At 46.6% G+C, this 23,173-nt stretch carries 17 protein-coding genes, 1 pseudogene and 1 riboswitch; of the genes and pseudogenes, 5 read left to right on the forward strand and 13 right to left on the reverse strand.

All coding sequences use genetic code 11. The features are described from left to right. Positions 1-896: 896 nt before the first annotated feature. Together L5M29_RS22555 and fusA are read left to right on the forward strand one after the other, a co-directional pair. Positions 897-2,351 (forward strand): diguanylate cyclase, encoded by a 1,455-nt coding sequence (locus L5M29_RS22555; RefSeq protein ID WP_263170175.1) that lies wholly within the window; start codon positions 897-899, stop codon positions 2,349-2,351. Positions 2,352-2,791: 440 nt separating this feature from the next. Further along, positions 2,792-4,885, forward strand: a complete 2,094-nt coding sequence (gene fusA / locus L5M29_RS22560) for an elongation factor G (protein WP_107402610.1) — start codon at positions 2,792-2,794, stop codon at positions 4,883-4,885. A gap of 154 nt (positions 4,886-5,039) precedes the next feature. Here fusA and L5M29_RS22565 read toward each other — a convergent pair whose 3' ends face one another. Beyond that, on the reverse strand, positions 5,040-5,927 hold the full coding sequence (locus L5M29_RS22565; protein WP_105251505.1) for a LysR family transcriptional regulator: 888 nt from the start codon (positions 5,925-5,927) through the stop codon (positions 5,040-5,042). 93 nt (positions 5,928-6,020) lie between these two features. Here L5M29_RS22565 and L5M29_RS22570 point away from each other — a divergent pair, with 93 nt between their 5' ends. After that, positions 6,021-6,173: a hypothetical protein gene (locus L5M29_RS22570; protein ID WP_263143059.1), complete on the forward strand. Its 153-nt coding sequence runs from the start codon at positions 6,021-6,023 to the stop codon at positions 6,171-6,173. A gap of 268 nt (positions 6,174-6,441) precedes the next feature. Here L5M29_RS22570 and L5M29_RS22575 read toward each other — a convergent pair whose 3' ends face one another. From L5M29_RS22575 to L5M29_RS22625, 11 genes are all read right to left on the reverse strand, one after another. After that, the gene (locus L5M29_RS22575; protein WP_263170176.1) at positions 6,442-6,873 is read right to left on the reverse strand and encodes a nitrate reductase cytochrome c-type subunit; all 432 of its coding nucleotides are present in this window, start codon (positions 6,871-6,873) and stop codon (positions 6,442-6,444) included. Next, complete coding sequence (napA, locus tag L5M29_RS22580) at positions 6,870-9,365, reverse strand: nitrate reductase catalytic subunit NapA (RefSeq protein ID WP_263170178.1); 2,496 nt, start codon at positions 9,363-9,365, stop codon at positions 6,870-6,872. The genes L5M29_RS22575 and napA overlap by 4 nt, the downstream gene beginning before the upstream one ends. Beyond that, positions 9,362-9,631: a chaperone NapD gene (locus L5M29_RS22585; protein WP_263170179.1), complete on the reverse strand. Its 270-nt coding sequence runs from the start codon at positions 9,629-9,631 to the stop codon at positions 9,362-9,364. Before L5M29_RS22585 ends, napA begins: the two co-directional genes overlap by 4 nt. 253 nt (positions 9,632-9,884) lie before the next feature. Next, positions 9,885-11,528 (reverse strand): polymer-forming cytoskeletal protein, encoded by a 1,644-nt coding sequence (locus L5M29_RS22590; RefSeq protein WP_263170181.1) that lies wholly within the window; start codon positions 11,526-11,528, stop codon positions 9,885-9,887. An 18-nt stretch (positions 11,529-11,546) separates the two neighbouring features. Then, positions 11,547-12,116 carry a PilW family protein gene (locus L5M29_RS22595; RefSeq protein WP_126491207.1) on the reverse strand — a complete coding sequence of 190 codons (570 nt, stop codon included), beginning with the start codon at positions 12,114-12,116 and terminating at the stop codon, positions 11,547-11,549. Between the two features lie 2 nt (positions 12,117-12,118). Further along, positions 12,119-12,529, reverse strand: coding sequence for a prepilin-type cleavage/methylation domain-containing protein (locus L5M29_RS22600; RefSeq protein WP_263170184.1), 411 nt, complete (start codon positions 12,527-12,529; stop codon positions 12,119-12,121). After that, positions 12,526-12,963 (reverse strand): GspH/FimT family pseudopilin, encoded by a 438-nt coding sequence (locus L5M29_RS22605; RefSeq protein WP_263170186.1) that lies wholly within the window; start codon positions 12,961-12,963, stop codon positions 12,526-12,528. The genes L5M29_RS22600 and L5M29_RS22605 overlap by 4 nt, the downstream gene beginning before the upstream one ends. Continuing rightward, a complete protein-coding gene (locus L5M29_RS22610) occupies positions 12,964-13,344 on the reverse strand; it encodes a type IV pilin protein (protein ID WP_300481275.1) in 381 nt (126 codons plus the stop codon). 317 nt (positions 13,345-13,661) lie between these two features. Next, entirely contained in the window at positions 13,662-14,861 is a 1,200-nt protein-coding gene (locus tag L5M29_RS22615) for a lipocalin-like domain-containing protein (RefSeq protein ID WP_263170188.1), read from the reverse strand. Beyond that, positions 14,861-17,470 (reverse strand): ABC transporter permease, encoded by a 2,610-nt coding sequence (locus L5M29_RS22620; protein WP_263170189.1) that lies wholly within the window; start codon positions 17,468-17,470, stop codon positions 14,861-14,863. Before L5M29_RS22620 ends, L5M29_RS22615 begins: the two co-directional genes overlap by 1 nt. Continuing rightward, complete coding sequence (locus L5M29_RS22625; protein WP_173246740.1) at positions 17,460-18,134, reverse strand: ABC transporter ATP-binding protein; 675 nt, start codon at positions 18,132-18,134, stop codon at positions 17,460-17,462. Before L5M29_RS22625 ends, L5M29_RS22620 begins: the two co-directional genes overlap by 11 nt. A gap of 445 nt (positions 18,135-18,579) precedes the next feature. Beyond that, a riboswitch (glycine riboswitch) is annotated at positions 18,580-18,709 on the forward strand. Between the two features lie 250 nt (positions 18,710-18,959). Here L5M29_RS22625 and L5M29_RS22630 point away from each other — a divergent pair. Together L5M29_RS22630 and L5M29_RS22635 are read left to right on the forward strand one after the other, a co-directional pair. Next, complete coding sequence (locus tag L5M29_RS22630) at positions 18,960-20,318, forward strand: alanine/glycine:cation symporter family protein (RefSeq protein WP_263170192.1); 1,359 nt, start codon at positions 18,960-18,962, stop codon at positions 20,316-20,318. Positions 20,319-20,462: 144 nt separating this feature from the next. Beyond that, a pseudogene (locus tag L5M29_RS22635) lies at positions 20,463-22,925 on the forward strand (PAS domain S-box protein); the annotation flags it as partial. A 33-nt stretch (positions 22,926-22,958) separates the two neighbouring features. Here L5M29_RS22635 and L5M29_RS22640 read toward each other — a convergent pair. Then, the coding region (locus L5M29_RS22640) for a transposase (RefSeq protein ID WP_248943622.1) at positions 22,959-23,173 on the reverse strand (215 nt) is incomplete at its 5' end.

Consider the following 23,173-nt stretch of genomic DNA (forward strand, 5'->3'; position numbering starts at 1 on the left):
CACCAAAGCCCTAGCCTAAACCGCTAGGGCTTTGGTGTTTATACGCTCCGCGAAAACTTATCTCGATGTCAACCCGCCGCTAAGCGGACTCCCCAGCTACGAAGACAAGCTTCTTCGCGTTCAATCATGGCTAAATACTCCGTATTTATAGCGCGATGATTTCACCCCCATGTGAGAGTAGGTCATCGCCAAGCGCCTAATTATCTCATTGAGATGTAACGAAGCCAGCTGAATAAGCTGGCTTTTTTGCGTCCGCAATTTGTTAAATCCAGCCTAGTGTCTATTTAATTAGTCAGTTTTCCTCCTATTTTTCTCTCGATAATCCCTTTTTTACCTTCCACGATACGAATAATTTGCACCATTTGGCTTTATATCAATTCTATTCATATCCGCTACAACTGTTCTATCAGATTCAGTTCCGGAGAATAAGGTGGCAGCTTTATCTCAGATTATAAAATCTTCTGCCATCTTTGTTTGATGTCCCCGCACAGTCCATCATGATCGCGGTATAGCGGCCAAAGAACGTAGCTGCAGAAGTTAAGGCGAGGTGCAGCTGCAATAATCGTAGTTTGCAAAAGGCGTTATGATGGCTTTGGATGGCGAGTAAGGGGGGTTATTTAGGATAGCCCTGATGAAGCAAGCGATAAATATTGGCTTTTTAAATGTGATACCAAACTCAGACTGAGTGAACTTAGGACTGAGTGAACTTAGCAACGTTCTTTCCCATCAACTGATCACCTTATGAAGATAAGTTTTGCTGATGTACGAAGGCGTTAAGACACAATGGACAAACGAGCGTTTCGTATAAGCAATGATGGGAATTGGTATTGTGTGGTTTTCACGTATACACTTTTTTACATTCCCCATCTAGCATCAGCTTTTAGGTTGAAATTTCAATGGAATTGCGTGGCTTATTGAGGTTATTGTCGCTATTGCTGTGTATGCCATTACTGGTGAATGCTGATCGTTTCATGGTGTCTAGTGCTAAATTTGCGGATCAAGATGTTAGCGCCAAGTCTGCTGTGATAGTCCGTTATTGCGTTGATCCTGATTGGTTGCCCTATGAAGGAATACGAGAAGGTAAGCATCTGGGGATTTCATCGGACTATATTCGTCATGTTGAGTCACATTCTTCCCTTAAGTTTCAGCTAGTGCTGACATCTTCTTGGACCGAAACTTTATCTTTTTTGCAAAGTGGTCAGTGCGATTTAACCCCTATGTTGAATAAAACGCTAATACGCGAGACTTATCTGCACTTCAGTGATGTCTATTTCCGCTCACCCAATGTGCTCGTTTCACTTAAAGAACAGCCTTTTCTGCAAGGATTGGAGAATATCAATACACGTATTTTAGCCGTGCCCAAAGGTTATCGTTTAGCCGAGTATATTCAGCATTATTATCCTCAGATAGAGATGCTTACTGTTGGCAGTGAACCTGCGGGATTGCAGTCGGTTCTGGATAAACGTGCAGATCTGTTTGTTGGATCAATGTTTTCGGTTAACGCTTACATTCAACAAATGGGATTTGAACATTTAAAAATTGCGGGTTGGGGCGGGCCGGAAGATGAGTTACGGATGGGGGTCGCTTATGGTCAAGAGTCCTTGCTACCTGTGATAAATAAAGCCTTAAACACTGTGAGTGAGCAAGAGCGGATCACGATTTATCAGAAGTGGAATAATGTGACTGTGATAGATGAGACTAACTATTCGCTTGTGTATCAAATTATCTGCGCGACGTGTCTGTTGCTCCTAATGTTGGGGGCGAGAACTTACTTTATGAGTCAATATAATCGAAGATTAACCGATAAGAATAAGCAGTTGGAAACTTTACGCGAACAGCTTGAAGCGTCAAATGCCGAACTCGAATTTTTATCTACCCACGATCCCTTAACTAAATTGTATAACCGACATTACTTTAATCGCTTTTTTATTAATAACGAGCAGCATGACAAATCTGCTGGGGCAGGCATGTGCCTTGTAATGATTGATATCGACTACTTTAAAGAGATTAATGACACGCTAGGGCATAACGTCGGCGATCGCATTCTTGAGCAAGTGTCACAGGTATTACAGCACTGTGTGCGTGATTCTGATGTGGTTGCACGTTGGGGTGGCGAAGAATTTGTTATCCTCTGCCAACAGTCATCATTGCCATTAGTTGAAAGCTTGTGTGTGCGGATTGCGCAGAGGATTAACAATTATCAATTTACTGACAATGTTCACTTAACTTGTAGTTTTGGTGTCGCTAAGCTCGCAGAAAACGAACCTATACAATTGTGTTTTGAGCGTGCAGATCGAGCCCTTTATCGTGCTAAAGCACAAGGGCGTAATCAAATGTGCATCGACACGTAAGGGTTTACTCAAGACTGATTTGTGGTTATTTGGCTAAAAGACTGCGATTGAAGTGAGTCGCGGATGTCATCTCTATTTTGGAGATAGGTATAACATGATTGTTCTAGCATCCATGCTTGCAGGTTAATGTATGATGTTTGTACTGACGATATGATAGAAATCCCTTGAAAATCGCTTTATCCCATTAAAATGAGGTTTATTTAAGGTTTTTTATTGATTGAGTGAAAAACAAGCTAAAGTGTTTTACTTATCTGTTTTAGTTCGTATTTATGGCGATTCCCTTAAATTATTACGCGACTTTATCGTGAAAAAGTGCGCTATCCATTTGCGTGTAGCTGGGTTCCAATTTACAATATGCGCCTAAAATAATCTGATGTGCGGTGTGTCGGTATTTGTCGCATACTCCGTCTACTTCTTAAACTACTCATTAAAGTTGAATCATGACCGAATTATCCAAATACAGAAACATTGGTATCTTCGCTCACGTTGACGCGGGTAAAACCACGACCACCGAGCGTATCCTTAAGTTAACAGGAAGAATCCATAAAGCCGGTGAGACTCACGATGGCGAATCTACCACTGACTTCATGGTACAGGAAGCTGAGCGCGGTATTACTATTCAGTCTGCTGCTGTAAGTTGCTTCTGGAGAGATCACCGTTTCAACGTTATCGACACTCCAGGACACGTTGACTTCACCGTTGAAGTTTATCGTTCTCTGAAAGTGCTTGATGGCGGTATCGGTGTATTCTGTGGTTCAGGCGGTGTTGAGCCTCAATCAGAAACTAACTGGCGCTATGCGAACGAATCTGAAGTTGCGCGTATTATCTTCGTAAACAAGTTAGACCGTATGGGTGCTGACTTCTTACGCGTAGTTAAGCAAACTAAAGACGTATTAGCTGCTACTCCACTGGTTATGGTTCTGCCAATCGGTGTTGAAGACGAATTCACTGGTGTTGTTGATCTGTTATCTCGTAAAGCATACGTGTGGGATGAGTCTGGTTTACCAGAAAACTTTAATATCCAAGATGTACCTGCTGACATGGTTGACATGGTTGAAGAATACCGTGAAATGCTGATCGAAACTGCCGTTGAGCAAGACGATGCTGTGATGGAAGCGTACATGGAAGGCGAAGAGCCATCTATCGAAGATATCAAGCGTTGTATCCGCAAAGGTACTCGTACTATGGCTTTCTTCCCAACATACTGTGGTTCTGCGTTCAAGAACAAAGGTATGCAACTGGTTCTTGATGCTGTTGTTGATTATTTACCAGCACCAGACGAAGTTGAACCACAGCCATTAACTGACGAAGAAGGCAACGAAACTGGCGAATTCGCTATCGTTTCTGCTGATGAGCCATTAAAAGCGTTAGCGTTCAAAATCATGGATGACCGTTTCGGTGCCCTGACTTTCGTACGTATCTACTCAGGCCGTCTGAAGAAGGGTGATACCATCCTGAACAGCGCGACTGGCAAGACTGAACGTATCGGCCGTATGTGTGAAATGCTAGCTGATGACCGTATTGAAATTGAATCTGCTCAAGCTGGCGACATTATCGCTATCGTGGGTATGAAGAACGTTCAAACTGGTCACACTTTATGTGACGTGAAACACCCAGTTACCTTAGAAGCTATGGTGTTCCCAGAGCCAGTTATCTCTATCGCAGTAGCGCCAAAAGATAAAGGCGGTTCTGAGAAAATGGGTATCGCAATCGGTAAGATGATCGCTGAAGATCCATCATTCCGCGTAGAAACTGACGAAGATTCAGGTGAAACCATCCTTAAAGGTATGGGCGAACTTCACTTAGATATCAAAGTAGACATTCTGAAGCGTACTTATGGTGTTGAATTGATCGTAGGTGAGCCACAAGTTGCTTACCGTGAAACCATTACTCAAATGGTTGAAGATCAATACACTCACAAGAAACAATCAGGTGGTTCTGGTCAATTCGGTAAGATCGAATATATCATCCGCCCAGGTGAGCCAAACACTGGTTTCGTGTTCAAATCTTCAGTTGTTGGTGGTAGCGTTCCGAAGGAATTCTGGCCAGCAGTTGAGAAAGGTTTCGCGAGCATGATGAACACAGGTACTATCGCTGGCTTCCCAGTGTTAGACGTTGAGTTCGAATTAACTGACGGTGCATTCCACGCAGTTGACTCATCAGCAATCGCGTTCGAAATCGCTGCTAAAGGCGCTTTCCGTCAGTCTATCGCTAAAGCTAAACCACAACTTCTTGAGCCAATCATGAAAGTTGACGTGTTCAGCCCAGATGACAACGTGGGTGACGTGATCGGTGACTTAAACCGTCGTCGCGGCATGATCAAAGACCAAGTTGCTGGTGTAACAGGTGTTCGCGTTAAAGCTGACGTACCGTTATCAGAAATGTTCGGTTATATCGGTACTTTACGTACAATGACTTCTGGTCGTGGTCAGTTCTCTATGGAGTTCTCACACTACAGCCAATGTCCAGCTAGCGTAGCTGAGAAAGTTGTTGCTCAAGTTAAAGAACGTAAGGCTGCTGAAGCTAAGAAGTAATTCTTAACTTACCTTAAAAACCGCTGTCGGCCTCTAGGCTCGCAGCGGTTTTTTTATGGGAGAGATCCAACTGTAATCACCCGCTACGGCTGACGAAGTTTCGTATCCCGTTGTTTAAAATAATGTGATTGGTATTAGTTCTTGCTTTATCTTCTCAGCGTTCAGTTTTTTGTTTACTCAATTCAAGCAAGGCCTTGGCCGCCGGTGTTAAAGGTAAACTTTGGCGCCAAATAAGCGCCAGATCCCATGTCATTGCGGGCTGCATAGGTTTAAAGACCAGTTTGCTGGTGCTTAATCGATTGCAGATAGGCTCAGGTAAAATAGCGACGCCCATATCGGCTTCGACCATGGCGGCGAGGAAATCCCACTGGCCGCTGCGAAAGGCAATATTGAGTTGAACACCTGCTTTGCGACTGAGGCGATTAATCAGTTTAGCGAGGGAGAAGTCTTCGTTATAGAGGATAAAAGGATAGGGCTGGAAGTCCTGCCATTTTAAGTGGTCTTTCTCGGCTAAGGGATGTCCTTCAGGCAGGCATGCGAGTAAAGGGTACTTAGTTAGGGGTTGGTTGACGAGTTCTGTCTCATGGGTCGTGGGGAGCGCGGTAAAGGCGATATCGAGACTGTTATTGAGCAATGCTTGTTCGCAGCCGAATCCACCGTACTCATACATGTGTAGTTCAACTCCCGGATAACGCTTACGATAGCTAGTGAGCAAACCAATAATAAGACTGCTCATCATAGGACATACACCCAGTCGCAACCGCCCCGATTTAAGACCGCTAAGGTTACTCATGTCCTCCTGCAGCCTATGCCATTGGCCGAGGATTTCCCGTGCACTGTGCTCAAAGAGCTGACCAGCTTGAGTTAACTCAACCTTTTGGTTATTCCGGATCAGCAAGGTTTCACCAAGGCTTTCTTCAAGTCTCTGGATTATTTTGCTTAGTGTCGGCTGGGTGATAAAACATTTCTGCGCGGCGCGGGTAAAGTTTTCAGTTTCCACTAAGGTCAGAAAACACTGTAAGGTCTTGATTGGGATGTTCATGCTCAAATGGAATCCATATTATGGAATTTATTCATTTTACTAATGATAGCCTAAGTATTACTTTGACCTTGTTAACAAAACAGGGGAATACCGATGAAATCAAGTTCAAGTCTGTGGGTAGGTGCTTTGTGGCAGGCGGCTATGCCTGTGGCAAAAGATGTGCAAAACGCTAAAGCGGCGCAAGTAACTAAAACGGCTCCAGCGGGTAATTTGCATAAAGCAAAACAACAAGTAAACCCAGCCTAGGCTGGGTTTTTACTTTTCTGTGTTTTAGATTCTGCTCTTATTTTTATTTCCCTCGATTCTCACTTTGCCTTTTTAACTTCTGCTCAATCCCTTCCTTGGTGAAAGTACTGTTCAGCAACGGACGCTGAACCAGCGATAGACGTTTAGTCTTATATTTACTTGAATACTCATTACTGGCTCTAAGCTAACTCATTAGGATTGGATGCTTAAATAGCAAAAAAGCCATCCTCATAAACTCGGGTGGCTTTGCTCTGCAGGGGAGTGTGGTTTACTGGACGGAGAATTGATTCTCGACGAGTGGTTGCTTGTTTTCGGCCTGAGCGACATGGCATTGAGTACAGGCATAGTTATGTCCGTTAACTGTGCCTTTATCATCAATCACGTGGGATTTAGCTACTGGTGTGGCTTTCATGCGTTTTGCCTTGTCCCAACTATGGCAGCTTAAACAGCCATTTTTATCTAAGGTGATCTTGTAATCGTCCTTATGTGGGATGAGCGGTGGTTGCTCGCTAAAACTGCGCTCAATAGAGGTGCCGCGACTAGGATAAATCGCCATGGCATTGGCTGGGCGAATGTCGGTGATCGCCATGTTTCCTGCGAGGGATTGAATATTAACTGGTGCTACGTTGGTGTCGGTTTGCTGACCTGAACAGCCGGTAATGGCGACGAGTAACGCAGTTAAGGTGAGTATTTTTCTCATTGGTTATTCTCCGCCTTGAAGACTTTCACTGGGCATTTTTTAAAGTCAGTTTCTTTTGACAGGGGATCGGTTGCATCCAATATCAGTTTGTTGACTAACTGGCGCGCATCGAAGAAAGGCATAAATACTACGCCGCGTGGCGGTTTGTTACGGCCTTTGGTTTCAACTCGGGTTTTCACTTCACCGCGCGGTGAAGCCACTATGACTTCGTCACCACGTTGTACGCCGCGAGCTTTCGCATCTTCTGGATGCATGAAAATTTGCGCGTCGGGGTAGGCACGGTAAAGCTCTGGTACGCGGGCTGTCATCGAGCCAGTGTGCCAATGCTCCAGCACGCGGCCAGTCGACATCCATAAATCGTATTCTTCATTCGGCTCTTCGGCGGCGGGCTCATAGGGCAGGGCGAAAATCACCGCTTTGCCATCTGGCTTGCCATAGAATTTAAAGCCTTCACCCGCTTTGACATAAGGATCGCTCCCCTCAACGAAACGACGCAGCGTTTCTTTGCCATTAACGACTGGCCAGCGTAGGCCGCGGGTTTCGTGGTAACGGTCAAAGTCGGCTAAATCATGGCCATGGCCACGACCGAAAGCTGCATATTCTTCGAAAATGCCTTTTTGCAGGTAGAAACCGAAGTGTTCGCTCTCATCGTTTAATTCGGCTTTGCAATCGGAAGTTGGGAACTTGTCGATCACGCCATTGGCAAATAGCACTTCATATAAGGTTTTATCCGCGTATTCCGGTTGTTTGGCTATCAGTTCGGCTGGCCAGACTTCGGAGACTTTGAATCGTTTCGAAAATTCGACTAGTTGCCACAGATCTGAGGTTGCGCCTTCTGGGGCTTTTACTTGCTGATGCCACATATGAGTACGGCGCTCGGCGTTGCCGTAAGCTCCTTCTTTTTCAACCCACATTGCTGTTGGCAAAATTAAATCTGCCGCCATGGCTGTGATGGTTGGATAAGGATCTGAAACCACGATAAAGTTTTCTGGGTTACGAAAGCCAGGGTAAATCTCATCGTTGATGTTAGGGCCTGCCTGCATATTATTGGTACACATGGTCCAGTAGCAGTTGAGCTTGCCATCTTTGAGCATACGGCTCTGGAGTACGGCATGGTAGCCAGGTTTGGCGGGAATGGTCCCTTCAGGCACTTGCCATAGCTTTTCGGTAATGGCGCGGTGCTTGTCGTTAGTGACTTCCATATCGGCGGGTAAACGGTGGGCGAAAGTACCGACTTCACGTGCAGTACCGCAAGCCGAAGGTTGACCTGTTAATGAGAAAGGACTGTTACCCGGTGTGGCAATTTTGCCCGTGAGCAAATGGATGTTGTAAAGCATGTTGTTCGCCCACACGCCGCGAACGTGTTGGTTAATGCCCATGGTCCACAGGCTCATGATTTTCACCTTAGGGTCGGCATAGGCTTTGGCTAAAATCTCCAGCTTCTCTGGCTCGACGCCACTCATCTTAGCGGCATATTCCAGCGTATAAGTGCTGACAAACTTGGCATACTCGTCAAAGCTAATGGGCGTGGATTTACCATTGCCCGGATTTTTGGCTTTTTTCTCTAACGGATGTTCGGGACGCAGGCCATAGCCGATATCATCTACCCCAAGGGCAAACTTAGTGTGTTTGGTAACAAAGTCGGTATTAACGGCTTTATTTTTAATAATGTAATTGGCGATATAGTTGAGGATCACTAAGTCCGACTGTGGGCGGAACACCATAGGGTTATCGGCCAAATCGAAGCTGCGATTCTCAAAGGTTGACAGCACATGCACTCGGCACGTTGGACTGCTTAAACGTCTATCGGATATTCTTGCCCACAGAATTGGGTGCATCTCAGCCATGTTTGCGCCCCAGAGCACAAACTGATCGGCGGCTTCTAAATCGTCATAACAACCCATGGGCTCATCGATACCGAAGGTGCGCATAAAGCCGCCTACGGCTGAGGCCATGCAGTGGCGCGCATTAGGATCTATATTGTTGGTAAGGAAGCCTGCTTTATTAAGTTTAGAGGCGGCATAACCTTCCCAAATAGTCCATTGACCAGAGCCAAACATACCTACCGACGTCGGGCCTTTGGTGGCGAGACTGTGTTTCCATTTCGCGGCCATAGTATCGAAGGCCACATCCCAGCTGACTGGGGTGAACTCACCTTCTTTATGGTATTTGCCGTCTTTCATCCGCAGCAATGGCGTGGTTAATCTGTCCTTGCCGTACATGATTTTTGATAGGAAATAACCTTTAATACAGTTAAGGCCACGGTTGACTGGACTTTCAGGATCGCCCTTAGTGGCGACCACTTTGCCCGCTTGGGTGCCCACTAATACGCTACACCCCACACCGCAGAAACGGCAGGGAGCTTTATCCCACTTGATACTGTCAGCTTGTTCGGCGGCTTCGACCATCTTAATGGGAAGTGTGACGCCAACGGCCGTCGCAGCGGCAACCGCTGCGTTGGCCTTGAGAAACTCGCGGCGGCTTATGCTCATAATATTTCCTCACTCTCTTGTACTAAGGGTTCTACTTGGTGGTAAATCAAGCTGGCAGATAACACGCCGGACAGGGCATTGATGGCTTCAATATTGTCAAGAATCGCTCTTTGGCTACTCCCTTCTAGGGTAACGACCAATTTTCCTTCGGGTGTAATTGCATGAATATCAGTACCCACTAATGCGCGGATATTGGCTTCAACCTGCTGTAAGGCTTTAGGCGTGGCATGCACCACAAGGCTGGTGATGTGGTATTCCTGACTCATATGGGATGACCTGTAGTAGCGTAAACTCGGTTACTTAAGATTAAAAAGGAGGGTAACCGAGTGCTGATACTGGCGAGTCTAGACCTGATAAAAAATGTGGGTATACCTCACAAGAGGTATTGCAAGCGATAGTCGATCCGGATCAAAGTTTTGCGAGTGATCTAACTCCCAGTTTGATATTTAAGCTTTGAGATTATTGTAGATGAGAGGCTTTGTACTTGGCCGTATATGGGATACGGCCAATGGAGCAGGATTATAAGTATTGCCAACCTTTAAGCACTATCGCAGGCGGAATAGCATTTTCACTGCCCAAATCGGCTTCGCCTAGGGCATTGTCATAATGGATCTTGCCATTGCCCGTGGCGGTGATGGATTTACCTCTTACTGAGCCGAAGATTTCAGGACCACCGGGCAGATTGACTTTGGATTTAGGCGCATAAAGCGCGGCGTAAATCGGTACGCTTCCACTGACAGTCACATCTTTATTTGAACCCGAATAAATCGCTAACGGCGGTTTATTGCTGCTGGTTAAGGTTTGGCTTTTAATGCTATTGCCGTTATTGGTGCCTGCCGTAAAGGAAATTTCACCATTCACAAATAACGTTAAACTTGAACCTGGGGCGATATTAAGTTGGTTTGCGCCACTCATTTTAAAATCACCATTGATGATCAGCGTTACATCTCCACCACTGATGTTTAATACACCATCGCTACTCATGACTAAACTGTCGAGGTTAAATACTGGGGTTTCAGAACCGAAGATGTTTTCTGAGCTTGAGGACAGGGCAGGAAACGCATTACTGTTACCTGAACTCGCTGTCGAGCCCGTTGGCGAAATGGTGACATTTTGGGTTGATGCTATTGTTCTCGCGCCATTGTTGGGCATTTTAAACCCTCCCATCACGGCGCCAATATCTAAGGGATCGCAGGACTTAGTGGGAACGGGAGGGACATTAGGCGCTTGTTTCACTGCTTGGCCAATGCTGCTATTTTGATGGAAGTTGCCATCACCACCATATTGAAGTGTCCCATTCACTTTGGCACCAGGGGCCGTTGATGCGTTGTTATTGGCTTGCACTGAGCCTTCAACAGTGCCACTGTTTTTTAGCTCGAAATTATGACCCGCAGCGATATTCCCACCGACCGTACCTGTGTCTACGATGACATCTTTATTGCTTTGAATATTGCCCATTAGGGAAGATGAGCCGGTTAATGTGACATTTCCCGTTGCACTGACATCGCCGTAAATCGGCGAATTGCCCGACAAGGTTACATCGGCATTCGGTTCAACCGTCGTCACATTGCCTTTGCCGTGCTTATTGAGTTGGCTGTTGCCTTGATCATTATTGAAGCTATCGCCGTAGGCACCTTTTCGTGAGTCATAACCATCGATTGTGCTACTACCAGTCAGATTGAGGCTCTCGCAGGAAACGATGGCATCGTTAAAAATGTTATTGCCCTTTGCGCCTTTTAGGGCGAAGAGTGCATTGAGTTTGGCCTGACCTTCTAAGTGTTGCCCAGTGCTGTTGACGCTGAGTTCGGCGCTCGGGGTCACGGTTTTTGTCAATGTATAGGCGCTGCTGTCGATACTGCCTGAGGCACTCTTTGGCAGACTGTCATGTAAGGAGACCGCCGTGCTTTGAGGTGCTTTAATTAAAGTTGCTTTGAGGGTGTTATAGCTTTCATACATGCCTTGTTCGGCGGTGAGTTGCGCATTGACTTGCTTCTGGAAGTTCCCGCTCAGCCGCTCTTGTACTAAGTTATCTCGCAGTGATGTCACGACCAATAAACTGGCTAATATACTGAAGACTAAGACGATAAGTAACACAGCACCCTTTTGCTTATTAATACTGCCGCGAAGTGGCGAAGCGTGAGCAAATGAACGTTCCGTGTGCATGTCTGTGCTTCCTCGTGCCTATGGCACTTGTTGTGAATTAATGGCTTGTTGCCAAAGAGGTTTACGCAGTGCGATCTGTAAGCTAATACCCTGATCATATTGGGTCGGTAAAGCTAAGGGTTTCAAATTAATACTGACGAGTTCTCCAGTTTGAGAGAAGTGAGCCGCTTCTAGCCCAGTGAGAAGCGTTTGTGCGCCATCACCATCGTCGCAGGATAAGTTAGGTGCTAAAAAGCTAAAGGTTTCGGTGTAATCAGCGGTTTTACTTTGGCCTAAACAGCTAATACTTGGTTGGTTTGCGGAGGCACGCGTGCTTAGGACGAGTTCGTTAGCCGATACAAGGGCGACATTATCCGCCTGTTTGATGCTTTTACTGAGCGTTAGCGTGGCGTACCTTAAGGCGTCAGCGGCATTTTCTAGACGTTTACTTTCCTCAACAGTAGTCTTAAGTGGCGCAAAGAAATTGATCACTGCGATCATGATGATTAGCCCTAATACCATAGCAATCATCAGTTCGGATAAGCTAAACCCCGTTTGTCTTAAGGCGGGTTTAATGTGTCTCCATTGAGTGTGATGAGCTGAAATCACAGTTAGGCCTTACACAGATGGGGGAAACTGGCGTTAAGACTGACGCTATTATCGGTATCGACTCGACCATCTTGCCAAGTCACAGTAATTGCCATGTTGTCTTGATAAGTGGCGGGTAATACTAAGTTAAAGCCTGCGGGGAAATCTTGGCTTAAACTGGCTCTAAAATTGATATCTTCGAAGCGGGCGGGTTGCTTTTGCACTTCGCATAATCTTGGCCAAATCTGCTCAATGACATTTTGCGCTTGCACTGTGGCAACTGTGTATTGAAAGCTATTGCTGGCATGTTGTAGCGATGATAGCTGCGCTTTTGCCAGTGCAAGCAATGAAGTGACTGATACCACGAGTGAAACTAAAACTTCTGTCATGGTAAAGCCAAGGTGCTTTTTACCTATGTGATTGAAGGCTTTCATGCACAATCCTCACTTTGAAGTTGACTTTGGCCGCTCGGTAAAATGCATAAATTCATGTTTTCACCTTGACTGTTCGCCAATGAAATACTGGTTTTGGCTGTGTTGCCTGTGGCACTGATGCTGATGCTAGTCAGTCCTGTTACATCAATTCCATGCGTCGGAGGCGTAAAAATCTTCAATTCGTTATCGTCGCTATCTTTAATGACCCAAAGTCCTGCTTCTGTTGCCGTGAGAGTAATTAAAGTACTGCGTTTTATCGCTTCACTGCGGGCAAATTTATAGCTAGAGACCAATTCATTCGCAGCGGCTGTTAGCTGTTCACGTGCCATAACATCGCGGTACGAAGGGAGGGCTAAGCTGCCTAAAATACCGATAATCGCGACGGTAACCATAAGCTCAACTAAGGTAAATCCTTGATTCCACGTGTTCGACATTTAATTTGTCCAACAATTGGCAGCAGGAGTTCGCACGCCTTTCTGATTAATGCTTAAGGTGCCACAGCTATCCGATTGGCGGCTGGTTGGGACTGCCGAGAGGGAGAAACTTAACTTGTCGTCCGCCGGTGTGTAGCTAAAAGTGTAGTAAGGACTGTTGGTTAAGGTTTGCGCAGCAGGATACTTACCTTGACGGGAATAATTGCGTTCTAATGCTTGCACGCTCGTCATCAAATATTGCTGGGCATCGAAACGACGACCTTGCTTTAGGTATTCGGAAAAAGAAGGGATAGCGATAGCGGCGAGAATGCCAATAACTGCAACGACGATCATGAGTTCAATTAAGGTAAAACCTTTCTCTATGCGGATGATAGAACTCATTCACAACTCCATTTGTGTCGGTTGATGCGCATTGCAGTCACTCATAAACGTGAGAGTTAAACTGTTATTTGTACGTTATGACAACGTTGTCATTTAAATTTATGATACTGTATTTGGGTTGACTTTAAAATGCAACAATTGGTTGATTATTAGTCTTGAACTCGATCGCAAATAGGGTGTTATTGTGGGCTTGGTCACGTACGGCGTGTTGTTATATCTTTATATAACAGCAGTTTAAGATCATTCTCTGAATAACTGTCTTGTTATGTTACTTCGCGCTGACTTAGCATTTCTGGTTATAAGAACTATGTTTGGGCTCAATAGCCCGTCAGTTCCATATAACCCGTACCAGTATGGCTACCTGAGAGTTGTACTGGGCCTTCCCAGTAGGGCGTCGATAATGGCATGGCGCTATTCGGATTGAGCGGGGTGATAGTGAGATCGATATTCTCGCTGGGGATCTTAACTCGCCAGCTGACGGGATAGTCGCCATTGACTGTGTGTTGCCATTGGAGTGGCGTCATCTGAATGTCATTGGGATTGTCAGTGGAATTGATGTTGCGCCCAGTGCCATCTGCAAACATTCTTCTGGCGCTATAAAATGCCGAGAGAGGCGCATTCTTTGCGGACTCTGCTGGAGACTGATCCCGTAGCTGAAACAACATCAGCGTCGAGCCATCGTCTAATCTGAGCGCGAACCAATCCCAGCCCTGTTGCGTTTTAGTGAGAAATTGCGAGCTCCATTCCCTGTCGAGCCAGCCTTGACCTGTGACTCGCTCCACTTTGCCATTACGGTTGATTTCACCTGAGATTTCAATAAAGGGCTGGCTGTAATAGTAAGAGGCCACCTGGCCATCGCGACTTTTAAGGCTATAGCCGTTAACGCCTTGGAATTGCAGTGGTGCTTGGCTGTTAAGCTTAAGTTGGTAGCTAAAATCAGGATTCTCAACCGTTAAGGTGGCTGGAAAGAGTGCATTGGTTTCGCTCTGCCAATGCCAGTTGTCGAGGCTGATTTGATAAGGATCTAATTTCACCTCGGCAAACTCGCTATGACGGCGTGACCACTTTTCGTGAGCCAGATGAGTTTGACTCGAGGTTAATGCGCTGTGGGACAAGTAAAGCTGCTGAGTTTCCCATGTGGATTCATTTTTAGCTATCACATCTGTTCCTTGCGGAACTGTTGTTTGTGGAGCGATTGTTTGCAGAGTTGTGGGTTTCAGGGCGACTCTAAACTGAGTCCACTGGGCGCCGAGTTGCTCACCTGTTTCTGTCGTTAAATTCGCGGTCAGATACCACCATTCCTGGCGAAAGCCATTGTGCGCCAAGTGATCTCGCGGAAATTCAAATCTATAGCCGGGAACAACAGGCGTAAAAGCTAAATCATCTTGATTAGTAGAGGTTTTCCCTACCACATTGGCCATGGATTTAGATTGAGTGCTTTGAGTCGATGGCGTTTTGTCACAGCCGCCGATAAGCATTAACCCAACCACTGCCCATACAATACTGAGTGTCTTCATCACAGTGTCTCCTGTTGCAGACTGGCGACCAGTGGTTTGCGGGTTTGCCAATACAGCGGTAAGAGTACGGCTAAGGTGCAGGTGGTTAAGGCAATCAGTATTGCATGGCCGTAAGCTTGCCAATCCCAAATCATTTTTATCGTCCAGCCAAAGGCTTGCAAGGTGATCTTATTAATAAGCAGGTAACCTAGTAGCGCGCCCGTTGGCATAGCGAGCAGGCAAGTGATCAGCACCACAATCAACATTTGCATAAACACCATGCCGCGCAGTGCATTACGACTGACGCCGAGGGAATACAGCCGTGCCAGTGGCGCTTGCCTTGCCTGAGTCAACATTAAGCAGGCACTAAAGAGACCAATCGCGGCGACAATCAGCGTCAAACTATTCAGCACTAAGGTAATGGAAAAAGTGCGTTTAAACATAGCGATAGCTTGGGTTTTAATCTTAGTTTGGCTGTAGATTTGCGCTTGGGATAAACCTAACTCAGTCGCCAGTTGGACTTGTAGTTGATCAAGCTGCGCTTCACTTATCCTACTGCCTTGCTCTTTACCGTGAAAACTTGCCGCTAAACTCACCGGCAGTACAGGTAACTGGGCCCGTTGCCAAAGTGGCTGGCTGATAATGACCTCGTTTCGGGTATTGCCGTGGTCATAATAAATGCCGCCAATAATGGCTTTGCTGCTACCTGTTTTCTCGAGCACATCCAATGACACAGTATCACCAAGCTGTAATTGGTATTTGATGGCAAGAGGCTCGCTCACCAATACAACGGGTGCATTAAAGTAGGATTGCCACAATGTGGGCAGGCTTTCCTTAAGCGCACTGGTGTGCCGAGTCGAAAATTCATCGCGACTGAGTAGACTCACCGGAATCGTCTGCTCGCTCGGATTATCCGTCGAAACTGGCAGTGAAAGCAGGGCTTCAATTTGCCACTGCTGATAAATACCGCTGACTCTAGGATCGTGCATCAATTGGGTTTGAATCGTGTCGATACGCTGGCTCGGTGGGCGGATATAGAGATCGGCATGCAAGCGAGTTTCTAGCCAAGTTCGCAGGGTTTGCTCGAAGCTTCCAACGAGGGTGTTCATCGACACATTGGCACTGAGCGCCAGCAAGATTGCCATCATAGCCAAGGAGAGCGGTGCAATAAGCTCACGGGTTTCGGCGAGCAGATATTGCCATAATCCAGGACGCGCCAAGGGCATTAACGCACTGACGCCCCAATGCAATAATTGCGGCAACAATAAGGGAATAGCGATAGCGACGATACCGAGCAACACTAAGCTGATGTTATAGCTTTGGCTGAAGGGAAACAGCAACGCTGCTAAGGTCAATAAGCCACAGGCTAAGGCAAATTGAATGCTATGGGTTTTGCGGTGTGCCTGCATTTGCTGATAACGATTCGCCCCTTGCGCCAATGCTTGGCGCGTAAGATCTAAATACAATGGCAAGCAAGCGGCGAGCGCGGCAATTAAGGTGAGGGCAATTGCCTCAAAAAGCCAAGTCCATTGCCAAATACCGGGGAGCAAGTGGGCGCCATACATTTGCTCTAAGGTCATGGCGACCATAGGTTGCAGCCAGTGGCTGAGTTGCAAACCACTGATAAAGCCCAAACTTGAACCTATGACAACTAACAAAATTAATTCGAACATCAGCGCCGTCATCAAGGCGCGGCGCTCGATTCCCTGTTGTAATAATTGCACTAATAGTTTTTGCCGTTTCATTAGGCTGTAGCGCACACCGTTGTAGGCGATAAAGAGGCCGACAACGAAGGCTAACATGCTCATGGCATTAAGATTAAGGTGAAAACTGCGGGTCAGCGCTATCAGCGCTTGACCTTGATCTTGCTGGCTAAAGCTGGCCTTTTGGGGCGTAATCCCTAAAGCGTCGAGTTGGGATTTTAGTTTAGGTAGGTTTTCTCGCTCACTGAACATAGCGATATAGCTCAATCTGCCTTGCATGTTTAGTAATCGCTGGGCGAGGGACATATCGGCCAAGATGGCGCTGCCGAGACCAAAACTGTCATCAATTGCAATGACATCTAAGGTGCTATTTTCTAAAACAAGTTTACCGTCGGGTGCCACTTTGGCAGCTAGGCTGCGGCTCATGATTACTGTGGCTGCGCCGCTGAGGAGATCGGCAAGCGGTAAGTCATTCATCTGTGGCGAGGTGGCTGATTGTGTGTCGGTCGAGGCGTTACTTCTCGATTTTTGTAGTGTTAATGCAGCGATCAAATCGCTGCCTTCCAGTTGCCAGAACTGACCGTTTTTACTGGAGATTTTGCCACTTACGACGGCGAGACTCTGACTTAATCCGGCTCGTCTCAAGGCGAAATAGACAGATTCATCTAAAGTGTTTTGTCCAAGGGGCGGCGTGAGTAGCACATCGGCGCGTTGGCTCAAAAGCTCAGTCGCCTCGCTATAGCTGCGCACGGCATTGTCGTTGGTTGCCTTGACTCCAATGAGCAGAGTCACAGCTAAGGCGATACCGAGCAGAATGGCACCTGCTTGTATGGGCGCATGGCGATAATGGGCGATAAAAACCTTTAGGCTGAGCCACGTCAGCCTAAGCCCCGAGGGCGTCGCCTTAGTGAGCAGTTTATTGTTCATAGATAGCGACTGCACCTTGGGATAAATGCCAACGTTTTTGCATGAAGGCGGCGCATTCTTCGCTGTGGGTGACCATCAAGATACTAGTTTGGCTTTCCCGTGCCAGTTCACACAGTAGTGCCATCACTTGTTTGCCTGACACATCATCTAAGTTACCCGTAGGTTCGTCGGCCAGTAGCAAGGTCGGTTTATGGGCTAAGGCGCGGGCGATGGCGACACGCTGTTGTTGACCGCCTGAAAGTGCTTCAACTTGCCGATGAAGTAGTGGCATCAGCCCAAGTTTTTCAACCAGATAGTCACACCAAGGCGACCATGGCTGCGCGGTTAAACTTAAGGAGAAGGCGATATTGTCTTTCACGTTGAGTGGCGTGAGTAAGTTAAATTGCTGAAACACGACACCTAAGGAATTACGTCTGAAACGGCTCCAATCTTTGTCTTGCCAAGTTGAGGTGGACGCTTGTTCTAGCAAGATTTCACCCGAGTCTGGCGTTTCAAAGCCGGCGATCAGGTTGAGTAAGGTGCTTTTGCCGCTGCCGCTGGGACCTGTAAGCGCCACGGTTTCACCTCTGTGGATCTGTAGATTAACCGCTTGCAGTACTTGATGATATTGCTCACCATCGCGAAAGCCTTTGGTGACTTGGTTAAGCTTAGCGACGTCGGCCATTGAGCAACTCCTTTATATCCATTGGCGGCGGGTGTAGTCAGTAGTGTTTTCAACTGTGGCTGCAGCATATCTTGGCTGCAATTTAGCATTGCAATCCCGTGTTCAAGATAAAGCATTTTCTATTCAGATAGATACTGATTTTTCCTGTAATGGGATCATAAACGGGATCACAAAACATAAATCGTCACTTGCCGTAAAAATAGTCAATTGAATTAAATCCTCGACGAACTGTGAGCAAACGGCTTGAGCTGACGCCGTGTTTGTTGCATTCTGTGCGTCCTGTTAGCTTGGGAGTAAATCTCAATCTAGCAATCCGTTCGGATGAAGGTAGCAGGAGAGTGGGGAATTGACCCCACACCGACGAGGCAACTTTGGTTTTACAGAAGCGAGTATTCTTATAAAAACAAAGCACTCTTTCAGGTGCCGATAGGCGTGGACTGTTACTGGACGAGCCTCTGGAGAGACTACCAGTTGCACTCATTGTGCAATCAGGTGGCGCCGAAGGCGAAAGTGTCGTGGTGTTATTGTATAACCTGCGACGCGAAACGCTCAGGCAAAAGGACAGAGGAGAGGATGACTGCACAGTCCCTGTCGTTTGTCGTCGTGGGCTATTTTTACTCTTTTGCTTGAGATGGAGCACTTTTGCTCTTATTGAAAGCACTCGTGTAGAGCTCTCGCTTGCTACGCTTTTAGCGTTCAGCTTAGGCGATTCTCGGCCGAGATTAGGTCAAAATAGTTCGCTATAGCGTCCGACTGCGGCGCGTCACAGCCATTTCTTTTCCTCCTCCGTTTATTAATTTTGTTGTTTAATATTCGAGGAATATCATGAGTTTTCAAGCTTTACTTGCCAGTATTAATGGCATCGTCTGGGGCCCAATTACCCTTTGTTTGCTGGTGGGTACAGGGGTTTACCTCACTGTGCGTCTCAAGCTTATCCAAGTATTTCGTCTGCCGATGGCGATGGGATTGTTGTTTAAACCCGCCAAAGGTCATGGGGATTTATCTTCCTTTGCCGCGCTTTGTACTGCGCTGTCCGCCACTATCGGTACCGGTAATATTGTCGGCGTGGCGACGGCAATAAAAATGGGCGGGCCAGGGGCGTTATTTTGGATGTGGTTGGCGGCATTTTTCGGCATGGCGACTAAATATGCTGAATGTATGTTGGCGGTAAAGTACCGTACCACCGATGCTCGTGGGCAGATTGCGGGTGGCCCTATGTATTATATCGAGCACGGCCTTGGTCTACCTTGGATGGCGAAATTGTTTGCTCTCTTTGGGGTTGGTGTGGCCTTTTTCGGTATCGGTACTTTTGCACAGGTTAACGCCATCAGCGATGCACTGACTATTGCCTTTGAGGTGCCGACTTGGTTGACCGCAACTGTGTTGACTGTGTTAGTTGCTGCAGTCACTTTGGGTGGCGTAAAGCGCATTTCAAATGTGGCGCAAAAACTTGTGCCTGCGATGTCGATTGGTTATGTGCTGGCCTGCGTGTGGATCTTAGTCGGATTTTCTGAGCAGATTTTACCCGCCTTAGCTTTAGTGATTGAATCTGCCTTTACGCCACTCTCGGCAGCGGGAGGATTTTTAGGGGCAACAGTCGCACAGGCGATTCAAATCGGTATTGCCCGAGGTGTGTTCTCGAACGAATCTGGCCTTGGTAGTGCACCCATTGCCGCCGCTGCCGCTAAGACCAATGAACCCGTTGAGCAAGGTCTCGTCAGCATGACGGGTACTTTCTTCGATACCATCATCATTTGCACTATGACGGGGTTAGTGCTGATCATCACTGGGGTATGGAGTGGTGAGACGGCGGGTGCCGCGATGACGAGTGCTGCTTTTGCTCTGGGAGGTTCAGCGCTTGTGGGTCAGTATTTGGTGACGATTGCGCTAGTGTGTTTTGCGTTTACCACGATTTTGGGCTGGCATTATTATGGTGAACGCTGTTGGTATTACTTAGTCGGTGAGCGCGGGCTACGCATGTATCAAGTGGTGTTTTTGGTGCTGATTGCCGGTGGTGCTTTTATCAAACTGGATGTGATTTGGTTGTTGGCCGATACGGTTAATGGTTTGATGGCTATCCCTAACTTGATCGCCATTGTGGGCTTGAGGCATATCATTATCGCCGAAACCCAAAGTTATTTTGCTCGTATCTTACCTAATCAAACCTTAGAGACGGCTTCTTAGAGACGGCTTATTAGTATTGTTAAAACAATAAATTACTTCACATTATTTTAACTTTGACATTGTCGCCACTAAATTCTTCGTTTACTTTATAAGTGCTATTTTTAAATGCAGTGCTTATAAAATCGGGGGCTTTAGGGCGACACCATGGAAAAAAGTAAACTTCGTACTTTTCGCAGTAGGATTTTATCCCACATAGCCTTGCCTCTCATTTTAATTATGGCGAGTGTCTATGGTGTAAACGCTTGGTTTAGTTATATCTCCTCAGAGAATCGGCTTTACCATAGCCTGACACAAGAGGCGAGTCATTCGGCTTCTCGTCTGCAGTTTCTGCTCGAGCATGCGCAGGCCAAAACCCAAGGTCTTGCTGATTTTATTGGTTTTTTGTCAAGTAAAGAAGACATGAATGACACTGAGAGTGTTAAAAGTGTCTTGATGAATCGAGTCAAACGTAATCCTGATTTTTTTGGCTCCGCAGTCGCATTTAAACCGAACACCTTTCCTAATCGCAAGCTCTTTTCTCCCTATGTTTACCGCGACACCAGTGGCAGCGACGATCTCCATTATCTCGATATTGGCGCTGAAGGCTACGACTATACCGATGGCACTTGGGATTGGTGGAGCAAGGCTATCAATCAAGCGAACGGTTATTGGTCAAAGGCATACTTTGATGAGGGGGCGGGAAATATTCTGATGTTGACCTATTCGGCTCCTTTTGGTGAGGTAGACAATTATTTTGGGGTCGCCACGGTTGATTTAGCTTTAGATGGATTGCCAAAACAATTGGGGATTGCACCAAATCGTCTGGTGGTTTTAGACGATCAAGGGCGGCTGATTTATCATATAGATAAAGAAAAAGTACTGGCAACGACTTCAGCCCAGTGGCTCGATAAGAATAAAGATAAAAATGCCGATTTTTGGACGCTACAGGATAAAAGGCTTGATGGTCAAGCAAGGTTTGTCGATAACCAAGATGTTGTTTATCTTGCGAGTATTGCGACTGTACCGCATTTAAAGTGGCGTGTGATTGTATTAGCGCCAGAACAAGATTTATTCAACTCTCTGCTTGATGATCTGGCATCTATCATCCTCAATTTAAGCTTATTAACCCTCTTATTATTGCTGACTTGTTATCTGGCGGCGAAACGGTTAACTCGGCCGTTAGAGCTACTCGAGTCGGGTATCTTGTCCTTTGGACAGGGTAAAACTCAGCAGCTTATTGTACCTAAAGGTGCCGTAAGTGAGATTGTGACGCTGAGTAATACCTTCAATCAAATGGCGGAATTACTTGCAGAACGTGAACAAGCCATTCTTGATTCCCGCGGTAATCGCTTTGCGCGCCTAATTGATGGTATGAGTGATAAATCTTTCTATTGTTCCCTCGAACCTAATGGCCAACTCGCCCAGGTTAGTGAGGGGGTAACTAAGGTGCTGGGGATCTCCCCTGATTTGCTCAAGCGCAAATATCAAAGGCTCTTCTCGGCTAATCCCCTCAATGAGAAGAACTGGGAATATACCGATTTAGCCTTAAAGGGCCAAAATGTGCCTTCGCACCAAGTGGAAATGCTGGATGAAAAAGGGCATTTAAGAAGGCTCGATGTGTTTATGCAGCCATTATTATCAGATACGGGTGAGTTAATGTCGGTGGAGATGTTATTTACCGATGTTACTGAGCAGTTTTCAGCGGCAGTCTGGTCAAATGCCGTACTAGAAGCCGCTCCAGAGGCCATGCTCATTGTCGACGAACTTGGGAAAATCGTCTTTACTAACAGTCGCTGTCAGCAGCTCTTTGGATACAAAACGGGCGCTATGCTGGGTTTGCAGGTTGAGGCGTTATTGCCGCAAGAGTTAGGAAACGGGCATGTACTTGAGCAGCAAACATTCCTGCGCGAAGGCCGCGATAGAGGCATGGCAAATGCCCGTCATGTTCGGGCTTTAAAAGCCGATGGTAATGAATTTATTGCGGAAATAGCGCTGAGTATTCTTCCCCCTGCCTTTGATGGACAAAGGCAAGTGGCGGCTTCAATACGCGATATGACGCAAAAACTGGCCGTTGAGCAGAAGATCCGTGATAGCGAACAGCGTTTTCGTGGCTTAGTGACTAATATTCCCGGCGCCGTTTATCGGACTCGTATCGCGGATGTATGGTTCATGGAATATATCAGTGACAATATTGCTGAGATTACGGGTTATGCAGCGAGTCAGTTTATTGAAAATCGCCAACGTACTTTTGCTTCGCTGATTTTAGAAGAGGATCGGCCTACATGTCATTTGCATATTGATAGGGCACTCGCGCAGCAAGAAACCTTTGAAGTGGAATATCGTATCCGCCATCGCGATGGCAGTGTGCGCTGGGTGCATGAGAAAGGTAAGGCAAGTTATACCGAAGAGGGCGTTCCACTTTGGTTCGACGGCAGTATTGATGACATCACAGAGAGTAAGCTTGCTATAGGGCAGTTGGAGGCTTCGCGCCTGCAATTGACCAATATTACAGAGTCTATTCCTTGTACCGTATACCAATTGTTATGGCACTCGCCTACTGATCGTAGATTTACCTTTCTCTCTGGTGCGGCAATGAAAATGCTGGGGCTACATCGTGATGATCTTATTAGGGTCTGTTGATCTTTGCTGTACAAATGTTGTTCAGCAATACATCGGCAGCCACATTAACATAAACGCCAGTGACACCATACTGGCGTAATTTCTTGCTAGCTTGTCATATCTTGTTGATATTGCTCGATAGTGCTTAATTCTTCCAAAAGCATTCTCCACTAAATGTCGATACCGATATAAGCACCAATCGACTCTTTCTTGAGGTGTATTCTTATAGCGGCGCCTTGGAATAACAGATTTCCCGC

It is taken from the genome of Shewanella sp. SM95, from assembly GCF_025653595.1.
Classification (GTDB): Bacteria; Pseudomonadota; Gammaproteobacteria; order Enterobacterales; family Shewanellaceae; genus Shewanella; species Shewanella oncorhynchi.